We start from the raw sequence: 19686 nt of genomic DNA on the forward strand, positions 1-19686 counted from the left end.
ATTTGTAGGCAGTGTGTAGTGCAAAAATATCAATTTAATTATAAATGATTAATTTTATATTTTAATAACTATTATCTTTAATTTTGTCGAAAACTCTTGATGAAATAAAAAAAATCATCAATATGACAATTTGAAAACTAATTTTGTGTAAGATTATGATTTTGCTTTAAATTTTTTAAACGTTAAAATATAATACCGTTGATTGTTGGTTTGGTGTTAAACCTTTGTGTTGGTATTTTCATTTTCAGAGCTTTAAATAATTTTGAATATTAGTGAAACCCAAACCATGATAATGAATTAAGGCTTCTTTAAGACTGGATTGTAATTTACTAATCTTATTTAACTTTTGATAACTAGTATCAGGGTTTGTACTAGTTTTGGTGGAATATAGAGTAGAATTTGTTTGTTTTGCTACTAATAAATATAGTGGTTGCATATCAGAAATAATTATTGATTTTTCTTTAATTAGTTGCTTATTCATATTTTCAATAATCCATTGTTTTTGTAATCTTTTGGTATTGGTGGATTGAACAAAAATATTATTATTGCTATCAACTGCCATTTGAATACAGCATTTGGTATCAGTTGAAAATGGATCGAGATGAGTTTTTCGTTTATCAAATTTATCTTTAAAATTGCCTTTATGAATTTCTTTAATAAATGTTTCATCCATTTGGATTTGACCATTTAATTTTTTAAATTTTAACTGTGTATTTTCTAATTGTTTTGATTGCATTAATTTTTGTCGATTATATCAAGCGGTTTTTGGGGTTGTTTTAATAAAACGAGAAATTATTTTACTAGATTGTCCTAACAATGAAATTTGAATTAATAAATTTCACTGTTCATAATTTAAATGACTTCAATAAGTAAAATGATGACGAAATGCATCAAAACTAGCACGACATTTTTTACATAAATATTTTTGTTTTCCTTCGGAATTATGACCATTTTTAACACAATGAAAAGATTTGCAATTAGGACATATAATGCCTTTATCTCTAAATTTTTGATCAATTTCATTTAAACGTTTTTGTTTTTTAATTAAGTCTGCTTGTTGTTTTATTTTTTCATAAAATTCTAAAAATTGATCATCTGTTAAGCTATTTATTAATTCTGTAATTATTTTTTTCATCATTTATTTACCTCTATATATTAAAAATATACCTAATTTTAGGTATATTTTATAAATATCAAGAGTTTTCGACAAAATTAAAGACTATTATTAAAAATTAAATAGTATTTTTCAGTGTGTCAATTTTTATTATTTTATATATTTAACATTGTTAATAACATTGTTTATTAAACATTAAATAAAAAATATATAGCATTATGTATAACATTGTTAATAATCAGTGTTTTTATCAATAAGTAAACAATATATAAACATTAAATATAACATTGTTTATTAAATAAATATTTAGTTAGGAGTTGATAAAATTGAGTAATTTTGTTAAGAAAAATCAAAATATAGAAAATTATTTTATTCGTAAAGAGTTGATAGTTTTTGAAACAGAAAAAGCAAGTTTTATAAATTTACCTAATCATAATCGTCATATTGGTTTTTGGTTGAGTAATAAATTTATTTATCCGAGTGAAAAACACTCAGAACAAGTAGCAATCGGTTTGATTTATGATAATTCTTATCCTATTGTAAAATATGATGAAAATTTAAAACGTCATATGTGAAAATATTTAACTGGAGCAGAACTAATCAATTTGTATAATCAATACAAATAAAATTATTTTACACAAATGAAAAAAGCAATATTTCCTGGTGAACCTCAAAAAGTAAAAACAACTAACAATAATTTAACAAATTGAAGTGATGAAAAAGTAGATAAATTAATTAATGACTTGAAGGACTTAAATTAATGGGTTTATATGATTATTGAGTTCAATTTGTTAGTTATATTATTGGTTCAAATGCTCCTGAATTTTTATATGTCATATCATTTGTATTATTTATCGTTTTATTTTTGGGGATGTTTTTTAAACTTATTCAGAAAATGTGGAGTTTTTAAATATGCAAAATGATTGAGAAAAATTAAAATAGTTTTTTATTTATGTATTTTTGTTTATAGATAAAACGAATGTTGAAATTATTACAACTTGAAATTTAACTCAAAATGAATATTTAACTCTTATGATTGGTATTTGAATTGTGATTTTATTTTTAACGTGGTTTTTATTGTGAATGGTTTTTAAAATAGTTGGGTATTTTAAGTAATGAAAAAATTTATATTTTTCTTAAAAAATTATTGTTATATTAGTGGTTCAATGATTTTGTTTAGTTTAATTGATTTATTACTTTTAATAATTTCATTAAATTATACTGGTTTAGTATTTTGATTATTGTTTGCTTTGCAATGTGTTTATTTTGTATGATGAGTTTGAAAAAACATATTTTATCAGTTGAGTGCTTTTCGTTTAGTTAATTTTGTTTGAGATAATCCGTTATCAGTAATTATTGGTAAGTTAGGGACGGGAAAAACTTTACTTTTAACTTATTTATCACAAACTATGAAACTATTAACAGATAAGATTCTTTAATTTTGTCGAAAACTCTTGATATTTATAAAATATACCTAAAATTAGGTATATTTTTAATATATGGAGGTAAATAAATGATGAAAAAAATAATTACAGAATTAATAAATAGCTTAACAGATGATCAATTTTTAGAATTTTATGAAAAAATAAAACAACAAGCAGACTTAATTAAAAAACAAAAACGTTTAAATGAAATTGATCAAAAATTTAGAGATAAAGGCATTATATGTCCTAATTGCAAATCTTTTCATTGTGTTAAAAATGGTCATAATTCCGAAGGAAAACAAAAATATTTATGTAAAAAATGTCGTGCTAGTTTTGATGCATTTCGTCATCATTTTACTTATTGAAGTCATTTAAATTATGAACAGTGAAATTTATTAATTCAAATTTCATTGTTAGGACAATCTAGTAAAATAATTTCTCGTTTTATTAAAACAACCCCAAAAACCGCTTGATATAATCGACAAAAATTAATGCAATCAAAACAATTAGAAAATACACAGTTAAAATTTAAAAAATTAAATGGTCAAATCCAAATGGATGAAACATTTATTAAAGAAATTCATAAAGGCAATTTTAAAGATAAATTTGATAAACGAAAAACTCATCTCGATCCATTTTCAACTGATACCAAATGCTGTATTCAAATGGCAGTTGATAGCAATAATAATATTTTTGTTCAATCCACCAATACCAAAAGATTACAAAAACAATGGATTATTGAAAATATGAATAAGCAACTAATTAAAGAAAAATCAATAATTATTTCTGATATGCAACCACTATATTTATTAGTAGCAAAACAAACAAATTCTACTCTATATTCCACCAAAACTAGTACAAACCCTGATACTAGTTATCAAAAGTTAAATAAGATTAGTAAATTACAATCCAGTCTTAAAGAAGCCTTAATTCATTATCATGGTTTGGGTTTCACTAATATTCAAAATTATTTAAAGCTCTGAAAATGAAAATACCAACACAAAGGTTTAACACCAAACCAACAATCAACGGTATTATATTTTAACGTTTAAAAAATTTAAAGCAAAATCATAATCTTACACAAAATTAGTTTTCAAATTGTCATATTGATGATTTTTTTTTATTTCATCAAGAGTTTTCGACAAAATTAAAGATAAGATTTATAGTAATTATCCGTTAGAAGATGATAAAGTTAAAGTTTTAACATTTAAAAATTTAGATTTTACAGATAGAACAAAACCAGTTCCCCCAGATGATAGTGTTATTTTATTTGATGAAAGTTATTTATATATTGATGGAACTAGTCCCCACGAAGTTAAAAAAGTTCATAGTGGTAAAATTCCGTGAATTGTATTAGCAAGACATTTTGGTAATCGTGCTTTATTTACTGCTCAGCGTGAGGGTATGATTTGAAATAATATTCGACAATTAGCAAGTGGTATTATTATTCCAATTTCATTGAAAAAACCTATTGCTAAAAAATGATTTAATTTTTTTAATCGTTTCTTTATTATGCGAATTGGTATTTTTCAAGATATTACAGATTATGAAATTTGAAAAACAAAATCAGTAGAACGAACAGCCGAAGGTAAACGAGAAAAACATAAGTCGGATGTTGGGTTAGGAATTCAGTTTTTTAAAATAATTATTCCATTAGAATTTGCACAGAAATATGATAGTAAATGATTAAAGTTTGTTCGTGATTTAAAAAATGATGAAATAGTTAATTATAAAGAATATTATTGGTCAGAAATTACTAAATTAAGTGTTAAAGAGCGTTTAGCATTGTTTGATATTGATATTTTGAAAAAAAATTTAAAACCTAAAAAAGAAAAAGGAAGTGATAAAGATGATTAATTTATTATCAGAAAGTAATAATTGAGATAAGATTTTTAGTTTTATTTTTGATGTATTTTTGTTTATTTTTGATGTAATTTGAAATACTAAATTACCAATGACAAATACAACTATTGCTTATTTTATTATCTTTTTTATGGTTGTTAAGTTATCAATTTATGCAATTCACGGAACAAGAACACAATATAATGAATTAGGTTCAACTGTTAAAAACAATACATCAAAATTGTATGCTTCAACAGTACGTGGTGTTAAAAAAGCACATAAGGCTAATAAAAATGGTCGGTGAAAGGAAACAGATTAATGATTAGATTAGTTTTATTAGTTGCTGCAATTGCTATTTTTGGTACTAGTTTTATTACGGTGATTATAAATCAATTAACATCAGCAAAAAATATCATTATGGATTTATATAACTCAGATACTTTTTTACTTTCTTTGTTTGGTAAAATGGCAATTTTGTTTAGTCATCCATTAATGTTAACAATATCAAGTTTATATATTGTTGGGTTTATTGTTTCAAAAACATTGTATAGTTAGGGGTTGAATTATAAATATGAAAAAATCATTATCTTTATTTGCCATATCTATTTTAGGTATTTTAGGTTTAATTATTCCATTTATTACTTTAACAGCATTTAACCCTTAAATCAGCAGAATTATACTGTTAATTAACAAACAATGGGAATGAATGAAACTGATTTTATTAATACAATGTTTTTACGCAGTAGTTTTTTTGAAAACTGGTCTGAAACAAATTACTTTATTAATCCAACTCTAAAAACATCACAAACATTAACTTATAATGATAAATGATATTTAGACTTTTTAAAGGATAGTTATTCAACGGGAATTTCATTTGATAAGCCTAGTGATGAGTTTATGGATTTATATAAAAATTGAGATACTTATGCTAAACAATATAATATTGATAAATTCTATGATGTTGATAAAAAACAATTTTTAAAAGAATTAACTAATTTTTCTTATTCTTTTGCTAAGTATTTTAATACTGTGGAAGTTATTAATAAATTAGAAAGAGGTATTGATAATTTACAATTAGTTAAAATGATTAATGAGTTTTGAATACAAATTCCTAGAACACAGGCACCTAATAAAGAATTTTAACTGCTACTAATAAATGATATTTTTATGGAGAAAAAAGAAATGGTCAATATTTGCTTACAAAATTTTATTTTGATAATAATTTTATTAAAAATCAAAACACTTGATGACAACACTTAAAAAATGATTCAGATTTTATTTGAAACTATAATTTAGTATATCGTTGAGATGGAAACGGTGAACCAGAATTACCCGTTGTTGATAATGATGGCAAATTAAAATGATATACTGAATATTATCAAAATGTTCGTTCTTTTTTGCTTAAATATATTGATGTTATTGTACAAGAAAATATCCGAATTCAGCAAGGTGGTAATCCAAACTATGATGACCCAAATTTGGGTAGTGAAAGAATAATTTTTGATTTTGAAATTATTAATAATATGGAAAAATTAGATTGAAAACCTGATGTTATTTTAACTAGAAAATCAATTTATCGGATGATTTTAACAATTGATGAAAATAAAAATATTATTGCTGGTAGTTTAGAATTAACACATTTTAAACAATATTGGGATGGTAATAATGCAAATAGTTATTGGTATACTGATGATTTAGGTTTTTTATTTTCTTTCATAAAAGAAAAAGAAGATACTTTTAATTTTAGTGCTGAAACTTATAATTATTATCAAGGTAATTCTCCTAATATTGGTAAAATGGTTTTTGAACAGATGAAAGGTCAAATTGATATTAATAAATTTTTAAAAGCCTTTTTTACCCATGCTTTGGTACCCGTATTTCAAAATCGCAGTAATTTTATTGAAAGTGGTTATATTGATAATTTACAGTATGATACTGTTTTAATTAATTTTTTTGGTTTAAAATTGATTAATTTTAGAGATATTTTAATTGATGAAACTAATACTAATAAAAATCAATTTGAAAAACTATTAAATAGTATGTTTACGGTTTCCCAAAATTTTTATAAAGATTATTTACGTACCATTTTTGATTTAGAAAATGATACTTATGTACAAGGATATAATAAAAAATATGGTTTATTAGCAAATAATGGTTTTAAAATTTATCCCCGTTATTTTTATTTTTCTGATAAATACAATCAATTAGACATTAAATTGTATTCAGCATTTAAAAATCGTTTTTATAATACTAATTATGGTAATGTATTTAATTATGATTTTTCAGTTGCAAATAATTATAATATTAATCAAAATGAAGGTTATTTTTTTGAAGGTGCTTTAAAAGATAAATACGGTTTAAAATACAAAAAAATTGAAGAACAAAAAATCGGTTATAATGTTTTTGAATTACAAGCCCAAAAAGAAAATGATATGTACCGTTATTATGATTTTAATTTTGGAATTTATAACTGACAAGAAATAAATAATGGCGGGTTGTTTCCTGATGGACAATGATGACAAGCCCAATATGAAAGTTGTAGTTGATATAATTTAGCGTGTCATATAAAAAATGCTGCAATTTGAATTGTAAATAATATTCCCGGTGTTAAACAAGTAAACGAATTAGCAAGCGGTGTTGGTAAAATATTTCAAACAATATATAGTTTTTTTAGTCAAACATTTGAGGTATGAAAATTTAGTCCAGCATTATATAATACAATAACAAATATATTCCTATTAATTATCTTTATGAAGTTTGTTCGATTAATTTAAAAAAGGACTTGTTAGTCCTTTTATTCTTTTCAATCAATTATTAGTCCTGTGTCTTTATTAATTTCTGGTATTTGTGGTTCATTGTTTTTATTTCAACGATATACTAAATTATAGTTTCAAATAAAATCCTTTAATTTTGTCGAAAACTCTTGATATTTATAAAATATACCTAAAATTAGGTATATTTTTAATATATAGAGGTAAATAAATGATGAAAAAAATAATTACAGAATTAATAAATAGCTTAACAGATGATCAATTTTTAGAATTTTATGAAAAAATAAAACAACAAGCAGACTTAATTAAAAAACAAAAACGTTTAAATGAAATTGATCAAAAATTTAGAGATAAAGGCATTATATGTCCTAATTGCAAATCTTTTCATTGTGTTAAAAATGGTCATAATTCCGAAGGAAAACAAAAATATTTATGTAAAAAATGTCGTGCTAGTTTTGATGCATTTCGTCATCATTTTACTTATTGAAGTCATTTAAATTATGAACAGTGAAATTTATTAATTCAAATTTCATTGTTAGGACAATCTAGTAAAATAATTTCTCGTTTTATTAAAACAACCCCAAAAACCGCTTGATATAATCGACAAAAATTAATGCAATCAAAACAATTAGAAAATACACAGTTAAAATTTAAAAAATTAAATGGTCAAATCCAAATGGATGAAACATTTATTAAAGAAATTCATAAAGGCAATTTTAAAGATAAATTTGATAAACGAAAAACTCATCTCGATCCATTTTCAACTGATACCAAATGCTGTATTCAAATGGCGGTTGATAGCAATAATAATATTTTTGTTCAATCCACCAATACCAAAAGATTACAAAAACAATGGATTATTGAAAATATGAATAAGCAACTAATTAAAGAAAAATCAATAATTATTTCTGATATGCAACCACTATATTTATTAGTAGCAAAACAAACAAATTCTACTCTATATTCCACCAAAACTAGTACAAACCCTGATACTAGTTATCAAAAGTTAAATAAGATTAGTAAATTACAATCCAGTCTTAAAGAAGCCTTAATTCATTATCATGGTTTGGGTTTCACTAATATTCAAAATTATTTAAAGCTCTGAAAATGAAAATACCAACACAAAGGTTTAACACCAAACCAACAATCAACGGTATTATATTTTAACGTTTAAAAAATTTAAAGCAAAATCATAATCTTACACAAAATTAGTTTTCAAATTGTCATATTGATGATTTTTTTTATTTCATCAAGAGTTTTCGACAAAATTAAAGATAAAATCTGAATCATTTTTTAAGTGTTGTCATCAAGTGTTTTTATTTTTAATAAAATTATTATCAAAATAAAATTTTGTCGTTATATAATTATTTTCATATTTATTTATATAAAAATATCATTTATTAGTAGCAGTTAAAAACTCTTTATTAGGCGCCTGTGTTCTAGGAATATTAGTTCATTTGCTATTTTCTGGTAGTTGTTGTGGTTCTGGTGTAGGTTTATTACCCCCCCGTTTTCATTATTATTTGGTTTTTCACAACTAATTAATGTTGTTGTACTTGTTGTAGTTAATCCGATTGCTATTAAAATACTTAGTAACTTTTTCATATTTTACTTCTCCTTTATTAAAATTACTTGAATTCTATAATTGATTTTATCATATATCAATAATGCATTAAATAATTTTAATATTAAATTTATAAATTAATGAAAGGTATATAAATGTTATGTATAGTCATTTAAGTTTTATTGATAGGGTTAAATTGGAAAAATTATTATTATCAAAATTATTTTTAAAAAAGAATGGTGAAATAAATATTGCACAAATTGCTAAATGTTTGAACAGAAATCGTAGTACTATTTTGCGAGAAATTAAGCGTTTTAAAACTATTGATGAATATAGTGCTTATAAGTCAGATAAAATGTATTATGAGAAAAGAAAAAAGAATAATAAAAGATATAAGTTTACAGAAGAACAATTAAATTTTATTAATATAAGATTTAATGTTTATCGTGATTCTCCATCACAACTTATTCATCGTTATTTTCTAAAGTTTGGTATTAAATTTCCTGTTTGTGTTAAAACATTGTATAAATGAATTCGTTTGGGTTTTTATGGTTTTTTAAAACAGAATTTACGTCATCGTGGTAAAAAATATAAAACAAAAGGAAAATTTGATAATCGTGGTAAATTAATTAATTTTAAATCAATATGAGATATTGAGAATAAAGAGACTGATGTTGGTTGATTTGAAATGGATACCATAGTTGGAAAAGAGCATCAATCTAGTAATTTGGTTTTAGTTGAACAAAATAGTAAAAGTTATTTTGTTATGAAATTAAAAAATCATACTGCTAATGAAGTTGTGGAAAAGTTTAAAGATATTGTTATAAGTAATAATTTATTTGGGAAAATTAAAGGAATAATAACTGATAGAGGAAAAGAATTTAGTAAATGAAGAGAATTAGAAATATTTGCTGAAACACAAGTTTATTTTTGTGACCCTGGTAAACCACAACAAAAACCATTAATTGAATATATGAATTCTGAACTTAGACAATGATTTCCTAAGGGAACTGATTTTAATAATGTTAGTCAACAAAAAATAAATTGAGTAGTTAATGTTATAAATGATAAATTAAGGCCTGTTCTTAATTGAAAAACAGCAAAAGAGGTATTTTCAGATAATTTTAAATAGGTTTATTTGAAGTAATTTAATAAATTATTTTTTAGTGTGCTTAATTTTCCTTAAAATAAAATAAAAACTATAAATATTTTGATTTTTAAAAATTTATAATTGATTTTTTATGATTTTTATTGTATTATTTGACTAATAAGATTTGTTGCACTTCATTTTACATAATTCCATATAATAAAAAAGCATAATAATTCTTTAATTTTGTCGAAAACTCTTGATGAAATAAAAAAAATCATCAATATGACAATTTGAAAACTAATTTTGTGTAAGATTATGATTTTGCTTTAAATTTTTTAAACGTTAAAATATAATACCGTTGATTGTTGGTTTGGTGTTAAACCTTTGTGTTGGTATTTTCATTTTCAGAGCTTTAAATAATTTTGAATATTAGTGAAACCCAAACCATGATAATGAATTAAGGCTTCTTTAAGACTGGATTGTAATTTACTAATCTTATTTAACTTTTGATAACTAGTATCAGGGTTTGTACTAGTTTTGGTGGAATATAGAGTAGAATTTGTTTGTTTTGCTACTAATAAATATAGTGGTTGCATATCAGAAATAATTATTGATTTTTCTTTAATTAGTTGCTTATTCATATTTTCAATAATCCATTGTTTTTGTAATCTTTTGGTATTGGTGGATTGAACAAAAATATTATTATTGCTATCAACTGCAATTTGAATACAGCATTTGGTATCAGTTGAAAATGGATCGAGATGAGTTTTTCGTTTATCAAATTTATCTTTAAAATTGCCTTTATGAATTTCTTTAATAAATGTTTCATCCATTTGGATTTGACCATTTAATTTTTTAAATTTTAACTGTGTATTTTCTAATTGTTTTGATTGCATTAATTTTTGTCGATTATATCAAGCGGTTTTTGGGGTTGTTTTAATAAAACGAGAAATTATTTTACTAGATTGTCCTAACAATGAAATTTGAATTAATAAATTTCACTGTTCATAATTTAAATGACTTCAATAAGTAAAATGATGACGAAATGCATCAAAACTAGCACGACATTTTTTACATAAATATTTTTGTTTTCCTTCGGAATTATGACCATTTTTAACACAATGAAAAGATTTGCAATTAGGACATATAATGCCTTTATCTCTAAATTTTTGATCAATTTCATTTAAACGTTTTTGTTTTTTAATTAAGTCTGCTTGTTGTTTTATTTTTTCATAAAATTCTAAAAATTGATCATCTGTTAAGCTATTTATTAATTCTGTAATTATTTTTTTCATCATTTATTTACCTCTATATATTAAAAATATACCTAATTTTAGGTATATTTTATAAATATCAAGAGTTTTCGACAAAATTAAAGTAATAATTTACAAAAATTAGCACTTATCTATTGCAAGTGCTAATTTTTTTGTTATAATTCTTTTGTAGTTCAAATTATATTACGATATTCGTTGAAATGTGATAAGATATTGTCAATATAAAGTGAAGGAAAGAAACAGGAGGTGTTTTGAAGATGGATTCAAAAACAACGCAATTAAAAAATGTACCAGTTTTAGTAACACGGGGTAGTTATATTTTTCCAGGCTTTGAACAAGTATTAGAAGTAGGACGAGATAAATCAATTTTAGCAGTGAATACAGCAAACAAGGATTTTGATAATCATATTGTTTTAGTTAGTCAAAAAAAACCACTAGAAGATGACCCAAAATTATCTGAAATTTATCGCATTGGAATTTTGGCGGAATTAAAAATTCGTAAAGTATGAGAAGATGGTAGTTTAACTGTTAACTTTAAAGCAGTTGATCGGGTAAAAATTTTAGATTTACGAGAAGGTGAATTTTATGCTGCTGACATTGATATTGTAAAATCAGAGGATAAAATTGCTGAAAAAATTACCGCTAATATTAAAGAACTAATGGAATTACAAGACATTTTACCAGAAGATTTATTAGATCAAATTGGTGATTCAGTTGATGGTAATGAAGTTGTTGATACAATTGCACAATTTTTACCATTTATTCCAGTGGCAAAAAAACAAGATATCTTAGAACAATTAGATGTTGAAAAAAGATTACAAATTATTTTTGATCATTTAGTTAATAAACAACAAGCAAATGATATTGATAATAAAATTAGTAAGAAAATTAAAGAACGAGTTGATGAACAACAACGAGAATATTATTTACGTGAAAAATTAAAAGCTATTAAAGACGAATTAGGTGAATTTGACGATGCGGCTGATGAAATGAAAACATACAAAGAACGTTTAGCAAAAGAATCATTCCCTAAAAATATTAAAGAACGAATCGAACAAGAGATTACTCGTTATGAAGCGCTACCACAAGCATCAAGTGAATCAAACATTATTCGAACTTATATTGATTGAATGATGCAAGTGCCATGATGAGAAAAAACCGAAGAGAAAAATGATTTAAAATTTGCTCAAGAAGTGTTAGATAAATATCATTTTGGATTAGATAAAGTTAAAGAACGGATTATTGAATACTTAGCAGTAAAAACAAGGACTAATTCTTTAAAAGGACAAATTATTTGTTTAGTTGGGCCGCCGGGGGTTGGGAAAACTAGTTTAGCAAAATCAATTGCCGAAGCAACTGGCCGTAATTTTGTGAAAATGGCCTTAGGTGGTGTTAAAGATGAATCAGAAATTCGTGGTCATCGTAAAACATATATTGGAGCAATGCCAGGGCGAATTATTCAATCAATGAAACGAGCAAAAACAACAAATCCATTATTTTTATTAGACGAAATTGATAAAATGGCGTCTGACTATCGTGGTGATCCTGCTAGTGCAATGTTAGAAGTGTTAGACCCAGAACAAAACGCAACATTTTCTGATCATTATTTAGAAGAAAGTTATGATTTAAGCAATGTTATGTTTATTGCAACAGCAAACTATTATGATAATATTCCAGAAGCATTAATTGACCGTATGGAAATTATTCAATTATCATCATATACAGAGTTAGAAAAATTCCATATTGCAAGAGATTATTTAGTTCCAAAAGTATTAAGTAATAATGGTTTAGCAGATGGGCAATTAACAATTACTTATGATGCTGTTAATGAAGTAATTAAGCATTATACGCGTGAAGCTGGTGTTCGTCAATTAGAACGAGACTTAAATGCAATTTCTCGGAAATTTATTGTTAAATTCTTAAACAAAGAAATGACGAATTTAACTGTAACAGATAAAATTGTGAATGAGTTATTAGGAAAACGTCGTTTTGAACATACTGAAAAAGAAAAAGAATCACAAGTTGGGGTTGTCACTGGTTTAGCATATACCCAATTTGGGGGTGATATTCTGCCAATTGAAGTTAATAGTTTTTTAGGAAAAGGCTCATTAGTCTTAACGGGAAAACTAGGTGATGTAATGAAAGAATCAGCGTCAATTGCGTTAGATTATGTTAAAGCAAATTCAGATAAATTTGGTATTAGTGCAAAATTCTTTGAAACTCACGATATTCATATTCATGTTCCGGAAGGAGCGGTGCCAAAAGATGGTCCATCAGCAGGGATTACTTTAACAACAGCAATTATTAGTGCGTTAAGTAATCGTCCGGTTTCAAAAGATATTGGAATGACGGGAGAAATTACATTACGGGGACAAGTCTTACCAATTGGAGGACTCCGTGAAAAATCAATCTCAGCTAATCGAAGTGGTTTAAAAACAATTTTAATTCCAAATAAAAATATTAAAGATATTGAAGATATTCCAAAAGAAGTTCAAGAAACATTAAAAATTATTCCGGTAGCAACTTATGATGAAGTCTTCAATAATGTTTTTGGCACAAACTAAAATGTAAAATGTATCAGTTTTGATACATTTTTTTTATTTGTTATTTTATTTTTTATTAATTTTATTCTTTAATTTTGTCGAAAACTCTTGATGAAATAAAAAAAATCATCAATATGACAATTTGAAAACTAATTTTGTGTAAGATTATGATTTTGCTTTAAATTTTTTAAACGTTAAAATATAATACCGTTGATTGTTGGTTTGGTGTTAAACCTTTGTGTTGGTATTTTCATTTTCAGAGCTTTAAATAATTTTGAATATTAGTGAAACCCAAACCATGATAATGAATTAAGGCTTCTTTAAGACTGGATTGTAATTTACTAATCTTATTTAACTTTTGATAACTAGTATCAGGGTTTGTACTAGTTTTGGTGGAATATAGAGTAGAATTTGTTTGTTTTGCTACTAATAAATATAGTGGTTGCATATCAGAAATAATTATTGATTTTTCTTTAATTAGTTGCTTATTCATATTTTCAATAATCCATTGTTTTTGTAATCTTTTGGTATTGGTGGATTGAACAAAAATATTATTATTGCTATCAACTGCCATTTGAATACAGCATTTGGTATCAGTTGAAAATGGATCGAGATGAGTTTTTCGTTTATCAAATTTATCTTTAAAATTGCCTTTATGAATTTCTTTAATAAATGTTTCATCCATTTGGATTTGACCATTTAATTTTTTAAATTTTAACTGTGTATTTTCTAATTGTTTTGATTGCATTAATTTTTGTCGATTATATCAAGCGGTTTTTGGGGTTGTTTTAATAAAACGAGAAATTATTTTACTAGATTGTCCTAACAATGAAATTTGAATTAATAAATTTCACTGTTCATAATTTAAATGACTTCAATAAGTAAAATGATGACGAAATGCATCAAAACTAGCACGACATTTTTTACATAAATATTTTTGTTTTCCTTCGGAATTATGACCATTTTTAACACAATGAAAAGATTTGCAATTAGGACATATAATGCCTTTATCTCTAAATTTTTGATCAATTTCATTTAAACGTTTTTGTTTTTTAATTAAGTCTGCTTGTTGTTTTATTTTTTCATAAAATTCTAAAAATTGATCATCTGTTAAGCTATTTATTAATTCTGTAATTATTTTTTTCATCATTTATTTACCTCTATATATTAAAAATATACCTAATTTTAGGTATATTTTATAAATATCAAGAGTTTTCGACAAAATTAAAGATAATAGTTATTAAAATATAAAATTAATCATTTATAATTAAATTGATATTTTTGCACTACATACTGCCTACAAATTTTAAAAAAAAGTAGATATATTTATAAAGAATATTATAAAAATTTATATTCCAAAACTACTATTAATATGACCCGTAATAAAAATATTCTTATTTTTATTAAATCCTACTTTAAAACAATTATTTCATTACTAATAATTTCAATAATAACTTATAGACAGTGTGTAATACAAAAATAAACAACAAAATTATTTAATCAACTCACATAAAAGCTAGTGTACCATAGCTAAGATATATGATCAGTAATAATAAATATTAAAATCCTTTAACCATAACACGGAAAAAGTTTAATATCTTAACAATAACAAAAATACCAAATGGAATTAAAATAATTCACGCATCACCTAAAAAGGTCATTAATTGTGGTAATACAGCATAAATTGCTTCTTTAACTTTCATCATTGCTTGTCCTAAACCACTTCAAATAGAACCCATTCCATCTGAAATGGCAGGTTTATCACCAACTGCTAAAAAATTAATTGCTGTTGTTAAATACATACCTAACATTATTTTTTATCCTCCTTATCTAATTTTTCTTGTTCTTTTTTCTTATTTGCTTTAATTTGGCGAATTTTCTGATAAATTGATAAACCAATTCACACAAAAATACCTAATATAATAACAACACTAAAAATTGTCGTTAATCAAACTGGCATAACTTATTACTCCTAAAAATCTAATTTTCGCGGCACGCTTCGCGTGTTCGCTACGCTCAAAATAAACTATATTGAATAAATTACCGCTAATAAATTACGCGGATAATTTATTCATCTTCTTTTTCATTATTAATTACAATATTATTTACCGTATTAATAACATTATCTTTTCCATACTTAGTTACTAAGGACCGTAAAATAAAATAATGTTTTCTTTCCATTAAAAAATCAACTCCTTTCTGAGTTGATTTGTTGCACTTAACTTACACGATGCCATTGACTAAGAGAAGAATCTTTTGTTTCACAAATTAAAATGTCATCAATTTTTGAATTCGTGGAAACTGAATATAAAGAGGTTGAACTAAAAAATATGGAAACAATCAAAAAAGTAGTTTCAAGTCGCAACTTAGAAAAGATAAATTAAAAATATATAAGTAGCGGTAGGACCTAAAACTTTATTCCAACATATTATTATTAATTATTGTTTTTATTTTAAAAAAAGCATATAATTACTATTAAGGAGGATTGGATATGGCGATGTTTAATAATAAAAAGCCAACTTTTGTATCGATGGATTTAGGAACAGCTTATACCTTGGTTTATATATCAGGGAGCGGAATTGTTTATAATGAACCATCAATTGTGGCTTATAAAATTAAAGAAAATAGAATTGTTGCTGTTGGTAATGAAGCATATAAAATGATTGGAAAAGGAAATAAAACAATTAGAATTGTGCGACCAATGGTTGATGGGGTTATTACGGACATTCGTGCAACGGAAGCCCAATTAAAATATATTTTTAATCGTTTACGGGTTAGTAAACAATTAGCTAATTCAATTATGTTATTAGCTTGTCCGTCAGTGATTACGGAATTAGAAAAAAATGCGTTAAAAAAAATTGCAATGAACTTAGGTGCAACAAAAGTTTTTGTTGAAGAAGAAGTTAAAATGGCTGCTTTAGGTGGCGGAGTTGATATTTACAAACCTTTTGGAAACCTAGTTATTGATATGGGTGGAGGAACCACTGATATTGCTGTTGTTGCTTCTGGGGATATTGTGTTATCAAAATCAGTAAAAGTTGCTGGAAACTATTTAAATGATGAAATTTTAAAATATGTTCGTTCACAATATGGTTTAGAAATTGGAATTAAAACAGCAGAAATGATTAAAATTGAAATTGGTTCATTAGCAAAACATGGTGATGAACGTAAAATGAAAGTATACGGACGAGATGTTGTTTCAGGCTTACCACGTGAAATTGAATTAACACCGGAAGAAGTTCGTGAAGTGTTAAAGGTTCCGGTTTCACGGATTATTGATTTAGCCGTCCAAGTCTTAGAAGAAACACCACCAGAATTAGCGGGGGATATCTTCCGAAATGGAATTACCATTTGTGGTGGTGGTGGTTTAATCAAAGGAATTGATCATTACTTTGAAGAAACCTTACAATTACCAGCTAAAATTGGGGAACAACCTTTATTAGCGGTTATTAATGGAACAAAAAAATTCGAATCAGATATTTATGACATTATTCGTCAAGAGCACCAAAAAACAAAAGAATTAGATTATTAATTGTTAGTGGCTAACATTTAACGGTGAAGAGTCGTAAAATTGTTTTAGTTGGTTGTGGTTCAGTAGGGACAACATTTCTTTATGCTGCAATTAACCAAGGTTTAGCTCAAGAATATGTTTTAATTGATATTAATTATGAATGAGCAGAAGGACATGCCTTGGATCTCGATGATTGTAATGCTGTCTTAGAACGACCATTTTATAGTGTTAATGCCGGAACTTATCAAGATTGTGTTGATGCTGATATGGTTTTTGTAACTGCTGGGCGTCCGCAAAAAGAGGGTGAAACAAGATTAGAAATTGTTGCTGATAATGCTAGAATTATGCAAGAAATTGCTTTAGCAATTAAAGCTTCTGGTTTTAAAGGCATTTCATTAATTGCATCTAACCCAGTAGATATTTTAACTACTGTATATCAAAAAGTAACTGGTTTTGATCCGCATACAATTTTAGGGTCAGGAACTGGTTTGGATTCTGCGCGTTTACGTCGTTTGATTGGGAAGAAGTTAAATGTACATCCTAGTTCGGTGCACGCCTATATTATGGGTGAACACGGGGATTCAGCAATGACAGCGTGAAGTTGTGCTTCAATTTTAGGGAAACGAATTAGTGACTATATTGAAGAAGGGCGCTTGACGATTGAGGATTTAAAAACTTGTCAAACTGATGCTATTAATATGGCATACAAAATTATTGAAAAGAAAAAATCAAAGTTCTATGGCATTGGTGTTGTTTTAGCTCACATTGCGCGGATTATTATCCGTGGTGAGAACCAAGCAATCTTAATTGGTGCATATTTAAGCGGTGAATATGGTCAAAATGGAATTTATACTGGTGTTCCAGCCGTAGTGAGCAACTGTGGGTGAGAACGAATTATTAAATTACATATTAATAATGAAGAACAAGAACAATTTAATAAATCTTGTCAAAAAATTCATTAGACCTTAACTGTTGCTTTTCAAGCAATTGGGATTCAATAAAACTGATTTATTATCAGTTTTTTTATGTTATGATTTAAAAAATAATAGTGAATATTAATGCAACAACCATTAGCGTTCTTGTTACGCCCAACAACAATTGCGGAGATTATTGGACAAAGTCATATTATTAATGATCAAAATGGTCTTATTTCACGAATGTTGAAATATAACTATGCTAGTTCATTAATTTTTTATGGTGATCCTGGGGTTGGGAAAAGTAGTATTGATCGTGCTTTAGCAAATGACTTACAATTAGAATATGCTGTTTTTAATGCAGAAATTGATAAAAAACAAGATTTAGAAAACATTATTAAAAAAGCACAAAATGTTGAGCGTTTTATTATTATTGTTGAAGAAGTTCACCGGATGAATAAAGACCGCCAAGATATTTTATTACAATACTTAGAAAATGGGCATTTAATTATGTTTGCATGTACAACAGAAAATCCATATTTTGTTATGAAATTAAAAAATCATACTGCTAATGAAGTTGTGGAAAAGTTTAAAGATATTGTTATAAGTAATAATTTATTTGGGAAAATTAAAGGAATAATAACTGATAGAGGAAAAGAATTTAGTAAATGAAGAGAATTAGAAATATTTGCTGAAACACAAGTTTATTTTTGTGACCCTGGTAAACCACAACAAAAACCATTAATTGAATATATGAATTCTGAACTTAGACAATGATTTCCTAAGGGAACTGATTTTAATAATGTTAGTCAACAAAAAATAAATTGAGTAGTTAATGTTATAAATGATAAATTAAGGCCTGTTCTTAATTGAAAAACAGCAAAAGAGGTATTTTCAGATAATTTTAAATAGGTTTATTTGAAGTAATTTAATAAATTATTTTTTAGTGTGCTTAATTTTCCTTAAAATAAAATAAAAACTATAAATATTTTGATTTTTAAAAATTTATAATTGATTTTTTATGATTTTTATTGTATTATTTAACTAATAAGATTTGTTGCACTTCATTTTACATAATTCCTTATTTAAAGTTTTATCCCCAGTTTGTCTTGTAGGTTTAGTTTTTCTGTCTGCCATAATATTAACATTCTTATTAAAAGACCTTGGGTATGTCGTTACTTTTGGTGTACCAGTATTACTTTATCCATTCATTTATATAAATCATAGTAAAACTTATTTAGCTTTAGGTGCTATTCTTGGGGGCATTATTTTAGGAAATACTATTGTTTATTATCTTAACTATAATTTTAGGAAACAAGAAATGAAACAAGTCTTTATTAAGCAAATTTTTCGTGGTAATTTTAAAATTTTTTTTTTAACATTTATCGTTAGTTTAATTTTATTTTTTGTTTTAGGAAATGATAGTTATGCTTTGTTTAGTCCAACAATTAATTTTAACGAAAGATCATTACTAATTAATTTAAGTGCTTTTTTTATCTTTATTATTTTGCTAGTTCTACAACTTAAACCCCTTATTGTTTTTCTTTTGACCGTAATAATACAAACCGTTACCGCTTTTGTTTTATAATTATTGATAATACCAAGTAATTATAATTTTATTTCATTCTTATTATTTCAC

Annotated in this window: 15 protein-coding genes and 7 pseudogenes; 16 read left to right on the top strand and 6 right to left on the bottom strand. The window is 25.3% G+C overall.

Features of this window, described 5'->3' with window-relative positions; genetic code table 4:
• Positions 1 to 175: 175 nt before the first annotated feature.
• Positions 176 to 1138: an IS1/IS1595 family N-terminal zinc-binding domain-containing protein gene (locus tag AACK91_RS08090; protein ID WP_338963247.1), complete on the bottom strand. Its 963-nt coding sequence runs from the start codon at positions 1136 to 1138 to the stop codon at positions 176 to 178.
• A 302-nt stretch (positions 1139 to 1440) separates the two neighbouring features.
• Between AACK91_RS08090 and AACK91_RS08095 the strand changes: the two are divergent.
• The 9 genes and pseudogenes from AACK91_RS08095 to AACK91_RS08135 all read left to right on the top strand — a co-directional run bounded on the left by AACK91_RS08095 (position 1441) and on the right by AACK91_RS08135 (position 8325).
• A pseudogene (locus AACK91_RS08095) lies at positions 1441 to 1875 on the top strand (DUF3627 domain-containing protein).
• A gap of 187 nt (positions 1876 to 2062) precedes the next feature.
• Positions 2063 to 2230, top strand: coding sequence for a DUF2649 family protein (locus AACK91_RS08100; RefSeq protein WP_338966596.1), 168 nt, complete (start codon positions 2063 to 2065; stop codon positions 2228 to 2230).
• A pseudogene (locus AACK91_RS08105) lies at positions 2230 to 2547 on the top strand (hypothetical protein); the annotation flags it as partial. The gene AACK91_RS08100 and the pseudogene AACK91_RS08105, both read left to right, overlap by 1 nt.
• Positions 2548 to 2627: 80 nt before the next feature.
• Positions 2628 to 3590 carry an IS1/IS1595 family N-terminal zinc-binding domain-containing protein gene (locus tag AACK91_RS08110; RefSeq protein WP_338963247.1) on the top strand — a complete coding sequence of 321 codons (963 nt, stop codon included), beginning with the start codon at positions 2628 to 2630 and terminating at the stop codon, positions 3588 to 3590.
• A 100-nt stretch (positions 3591 to 3690) separates the two neighbouring features.
• Positions 3691 to 4395, top strand: a pseudogene (locus AACK91_RS08115) (hypothetical protein); the annotation flags it as partial.
• Positions 4388 to 4648, top strand: a pseudogene (locus AACK91_RS08120) (hypothetical protein); the annotation flags it as partial. The pseudogenes AACK91_RS08115 and AACK91_RS08120, both read left to right, overlap by 8 nt.
• Positions 4649 to 4698: 50 nt before the next feature.
• Positions 4699 to 4935, top strand: coding sequence for a hypothetical protein (locus tag AACK91_RS08125; RefSeq protein ID WP_338963583.1), 237 nt, complete (start codon positions 4699 to 4701; stop codon positions 4933 to 4935).
• Between the two features lie 16 nt (positions 4936 to 4951).
• Positions 4952 to 7154 (top strand): annotated as a pseudogene (locus AACK91_RS08130) (spiroplasma phage ORF1-like family protein).
• 208 nt (positions 7155 to 7362) lie between these two features.
• Entirely contained in the window at positions 7363 to 8325 is a 963-nt protein-coding gene (locus AACK91_RS08135) for an IS1/IS1595 family N-terminal zinc-binding domain-containing protein (RefSeq protein ID WP_338963247.1), read from the top strand.
• Positions 8326 to 8561: 236 nt separating this feature from the next.
• Here the strand turns inward: AACK91_RS08135 and AACK91_RS08140 are convergent, their stop codons facing one another.
• The gene (locus AACK91_RS08140) at positions 8562 to 8756 is read right to left on the bottom strand and encodes a lipoprotein (protein WP_338965760.1); all 195 of its coding nucleotides are present in this window, start codon (positions 8754 to 8756) and stop codon (positions 8562 to 8564) included.
• Between the two features lie 119 nt (positions 8757 to 8875).
• Here AACK91_RS08140 and AACK91_RS08145 point away from each other — a divergent pair, with 119 nt between their 5' ends.
• Positions 8876 to 9847: an IS30 family transposase gene (locus AACK91_RS08145; RefSeq protein WP_338965762.1), complete on the top strand. Its 972-nt coding sequence runs from the start codon at positions 8876 to 8878 to the stop codon at positions 9845 to 9847.
• A gap of 293 nt (positions 9848 to 10140) precedes the next feature.
• Here AACK91_RS08145 and AACK91_RS08150 read toward each other — a convergent pair whose 3' ends face one another.
• Entirely contained in the window at positions 10141 to 11103 is a 963-nt protein-coding gene (locus AACK91_RS08150) for an IS1/IS1595 family N-terminal zinc-binding domain-containing protein (RefSeq protein WP_338965764.1), read from the bottom strand.
• A 233-nt stretch (positions 11104 to 11336) separates the two neighbouring features.
• Between AACK91_RS08150 and lon the strand changes: the two genes are divergently transcribed.
• Positions 11337 to 13643: an endopeptidase La gene (lon, locus tag AACK91_RS08155; RefSeq protein WP_338965766.1), complete on the top strand. Its 2307-nt coding sequence runs from the start codon at positions 11337 to 11339 to the stop codon at positions 13641 to 13643.
• Between the two features lie 166 nt (positions 13644 to 13809).
• Here lon and AACK91_RS08160 read toward each other — a convergent pair whose 3' ends face one another.
• The 3 genes from AACK91_RS08160 to AACK91_RS08170 form a co-directional block, all read right to left on the bottom strand.
• A complete protein-coding gene (locus AACK91_RS08160; protein WP_338963247.1) occupies positions 13810 to 14772 on the bottom strand; it encodes an IS1/IS1595 family N-terminal zinc-binding domain-containing protein in 963 nt (320 codons plus the stop codon).
• A gap of 409 nt (positions 14773 to 15181) precedes the next feature.
• A complete protein-coding gene (locus AACK91_RS08165) occupies positions 15182 to 15433 on the bottom strand; it encodes a hypothetical protein (protein ID WP_338965769.1) in 252 nt (83 codons plus the stop codon).
• Positions 15433 to 15582, bottom strand: coding sequence for a hypothetical protein (locus AACK91_RS08170; RefSeq protein ID WP_338965772.1), 150 nt, complete (start codon positions 15580 to 15582; stop codon positions 15433 to 15435). Before AACK91_RS08170 ends, AACK91_RS08165 begins: the two co-directional genes overlap by 1 nt.
• A 531-nt stretch (positions 15583 to 16113) precedes the next feature.
• Between AACK91_RS08170 and AACK91_RS08175 the strand changes: the two genes are divergently transcribed.
• From AACK91_RS08175 to AACK91_RS08195, 5 genes and pseudogenes are all read left to right on the top strand, one after another.
• Positions 16114 to 17154 carry a rod shape-determining protein gene (locus AACK91_RS08175; protein ID WP_338965775.1) on the top strand — a complete coding sequence of 347 codons (1041 nt, stop codon included), beginning with the start codon at positions 16114 to 16116 and terminating at the stop codon, positions 17152 to 17154.
• A gap of 17 nt (positions 17155 to 17171) precedes the next feature.
• Positions 17172 to 18095: an L-lactate dehydrogenase gene (locus tag AACK91_RS08180; protein WP_419335389.1), complete on the top strand. Its 924-nt coding sequence runs from the start codon at positions 17172 to 17174 to the stop codon at positions 18093 to 18095.
• A 96-nt stretch (positions 18096 to 18191) separates the two neighbouring features.
• Positions 18192 to 18572 (top strand): annotated as a pseudogene (locus AACK91_RS08185) (AAA family ATPase); the annotation flags it as partial.
• 12 nt (positions 18573 to 18584) lie between these two features.
• Positions 18585 to 18959, top strand: a pseudogene (locus tag AACK91_RS08190) (IS30 family transposase); the annotation flags it as partial.
• 145 nt (positions 18960 to 19104) lie between these two features.
• Positions 19105 to 19635, top strand: a complete 531-nt coding sequence (locus AACK91_RS08195; protein WP_338965781.1) for a hypothetical protein — start codon at positions 19105 to 19107, stop codon at positions 19633 to 19635.
• Positions 19636 to 19686: the final 51 nt, after the last annotated feature.

It is taken from the genome of Spiroplasma endosymbiont of Sarcophaga carnaria (assembly GCF_964019595.1).
GTDB lineage: Bacteria > Bacillota_I > Bacilli_A > Mycoplasmatales > Mycoplasmataceae > Spiroplasma > Spiroplasma poulsonii.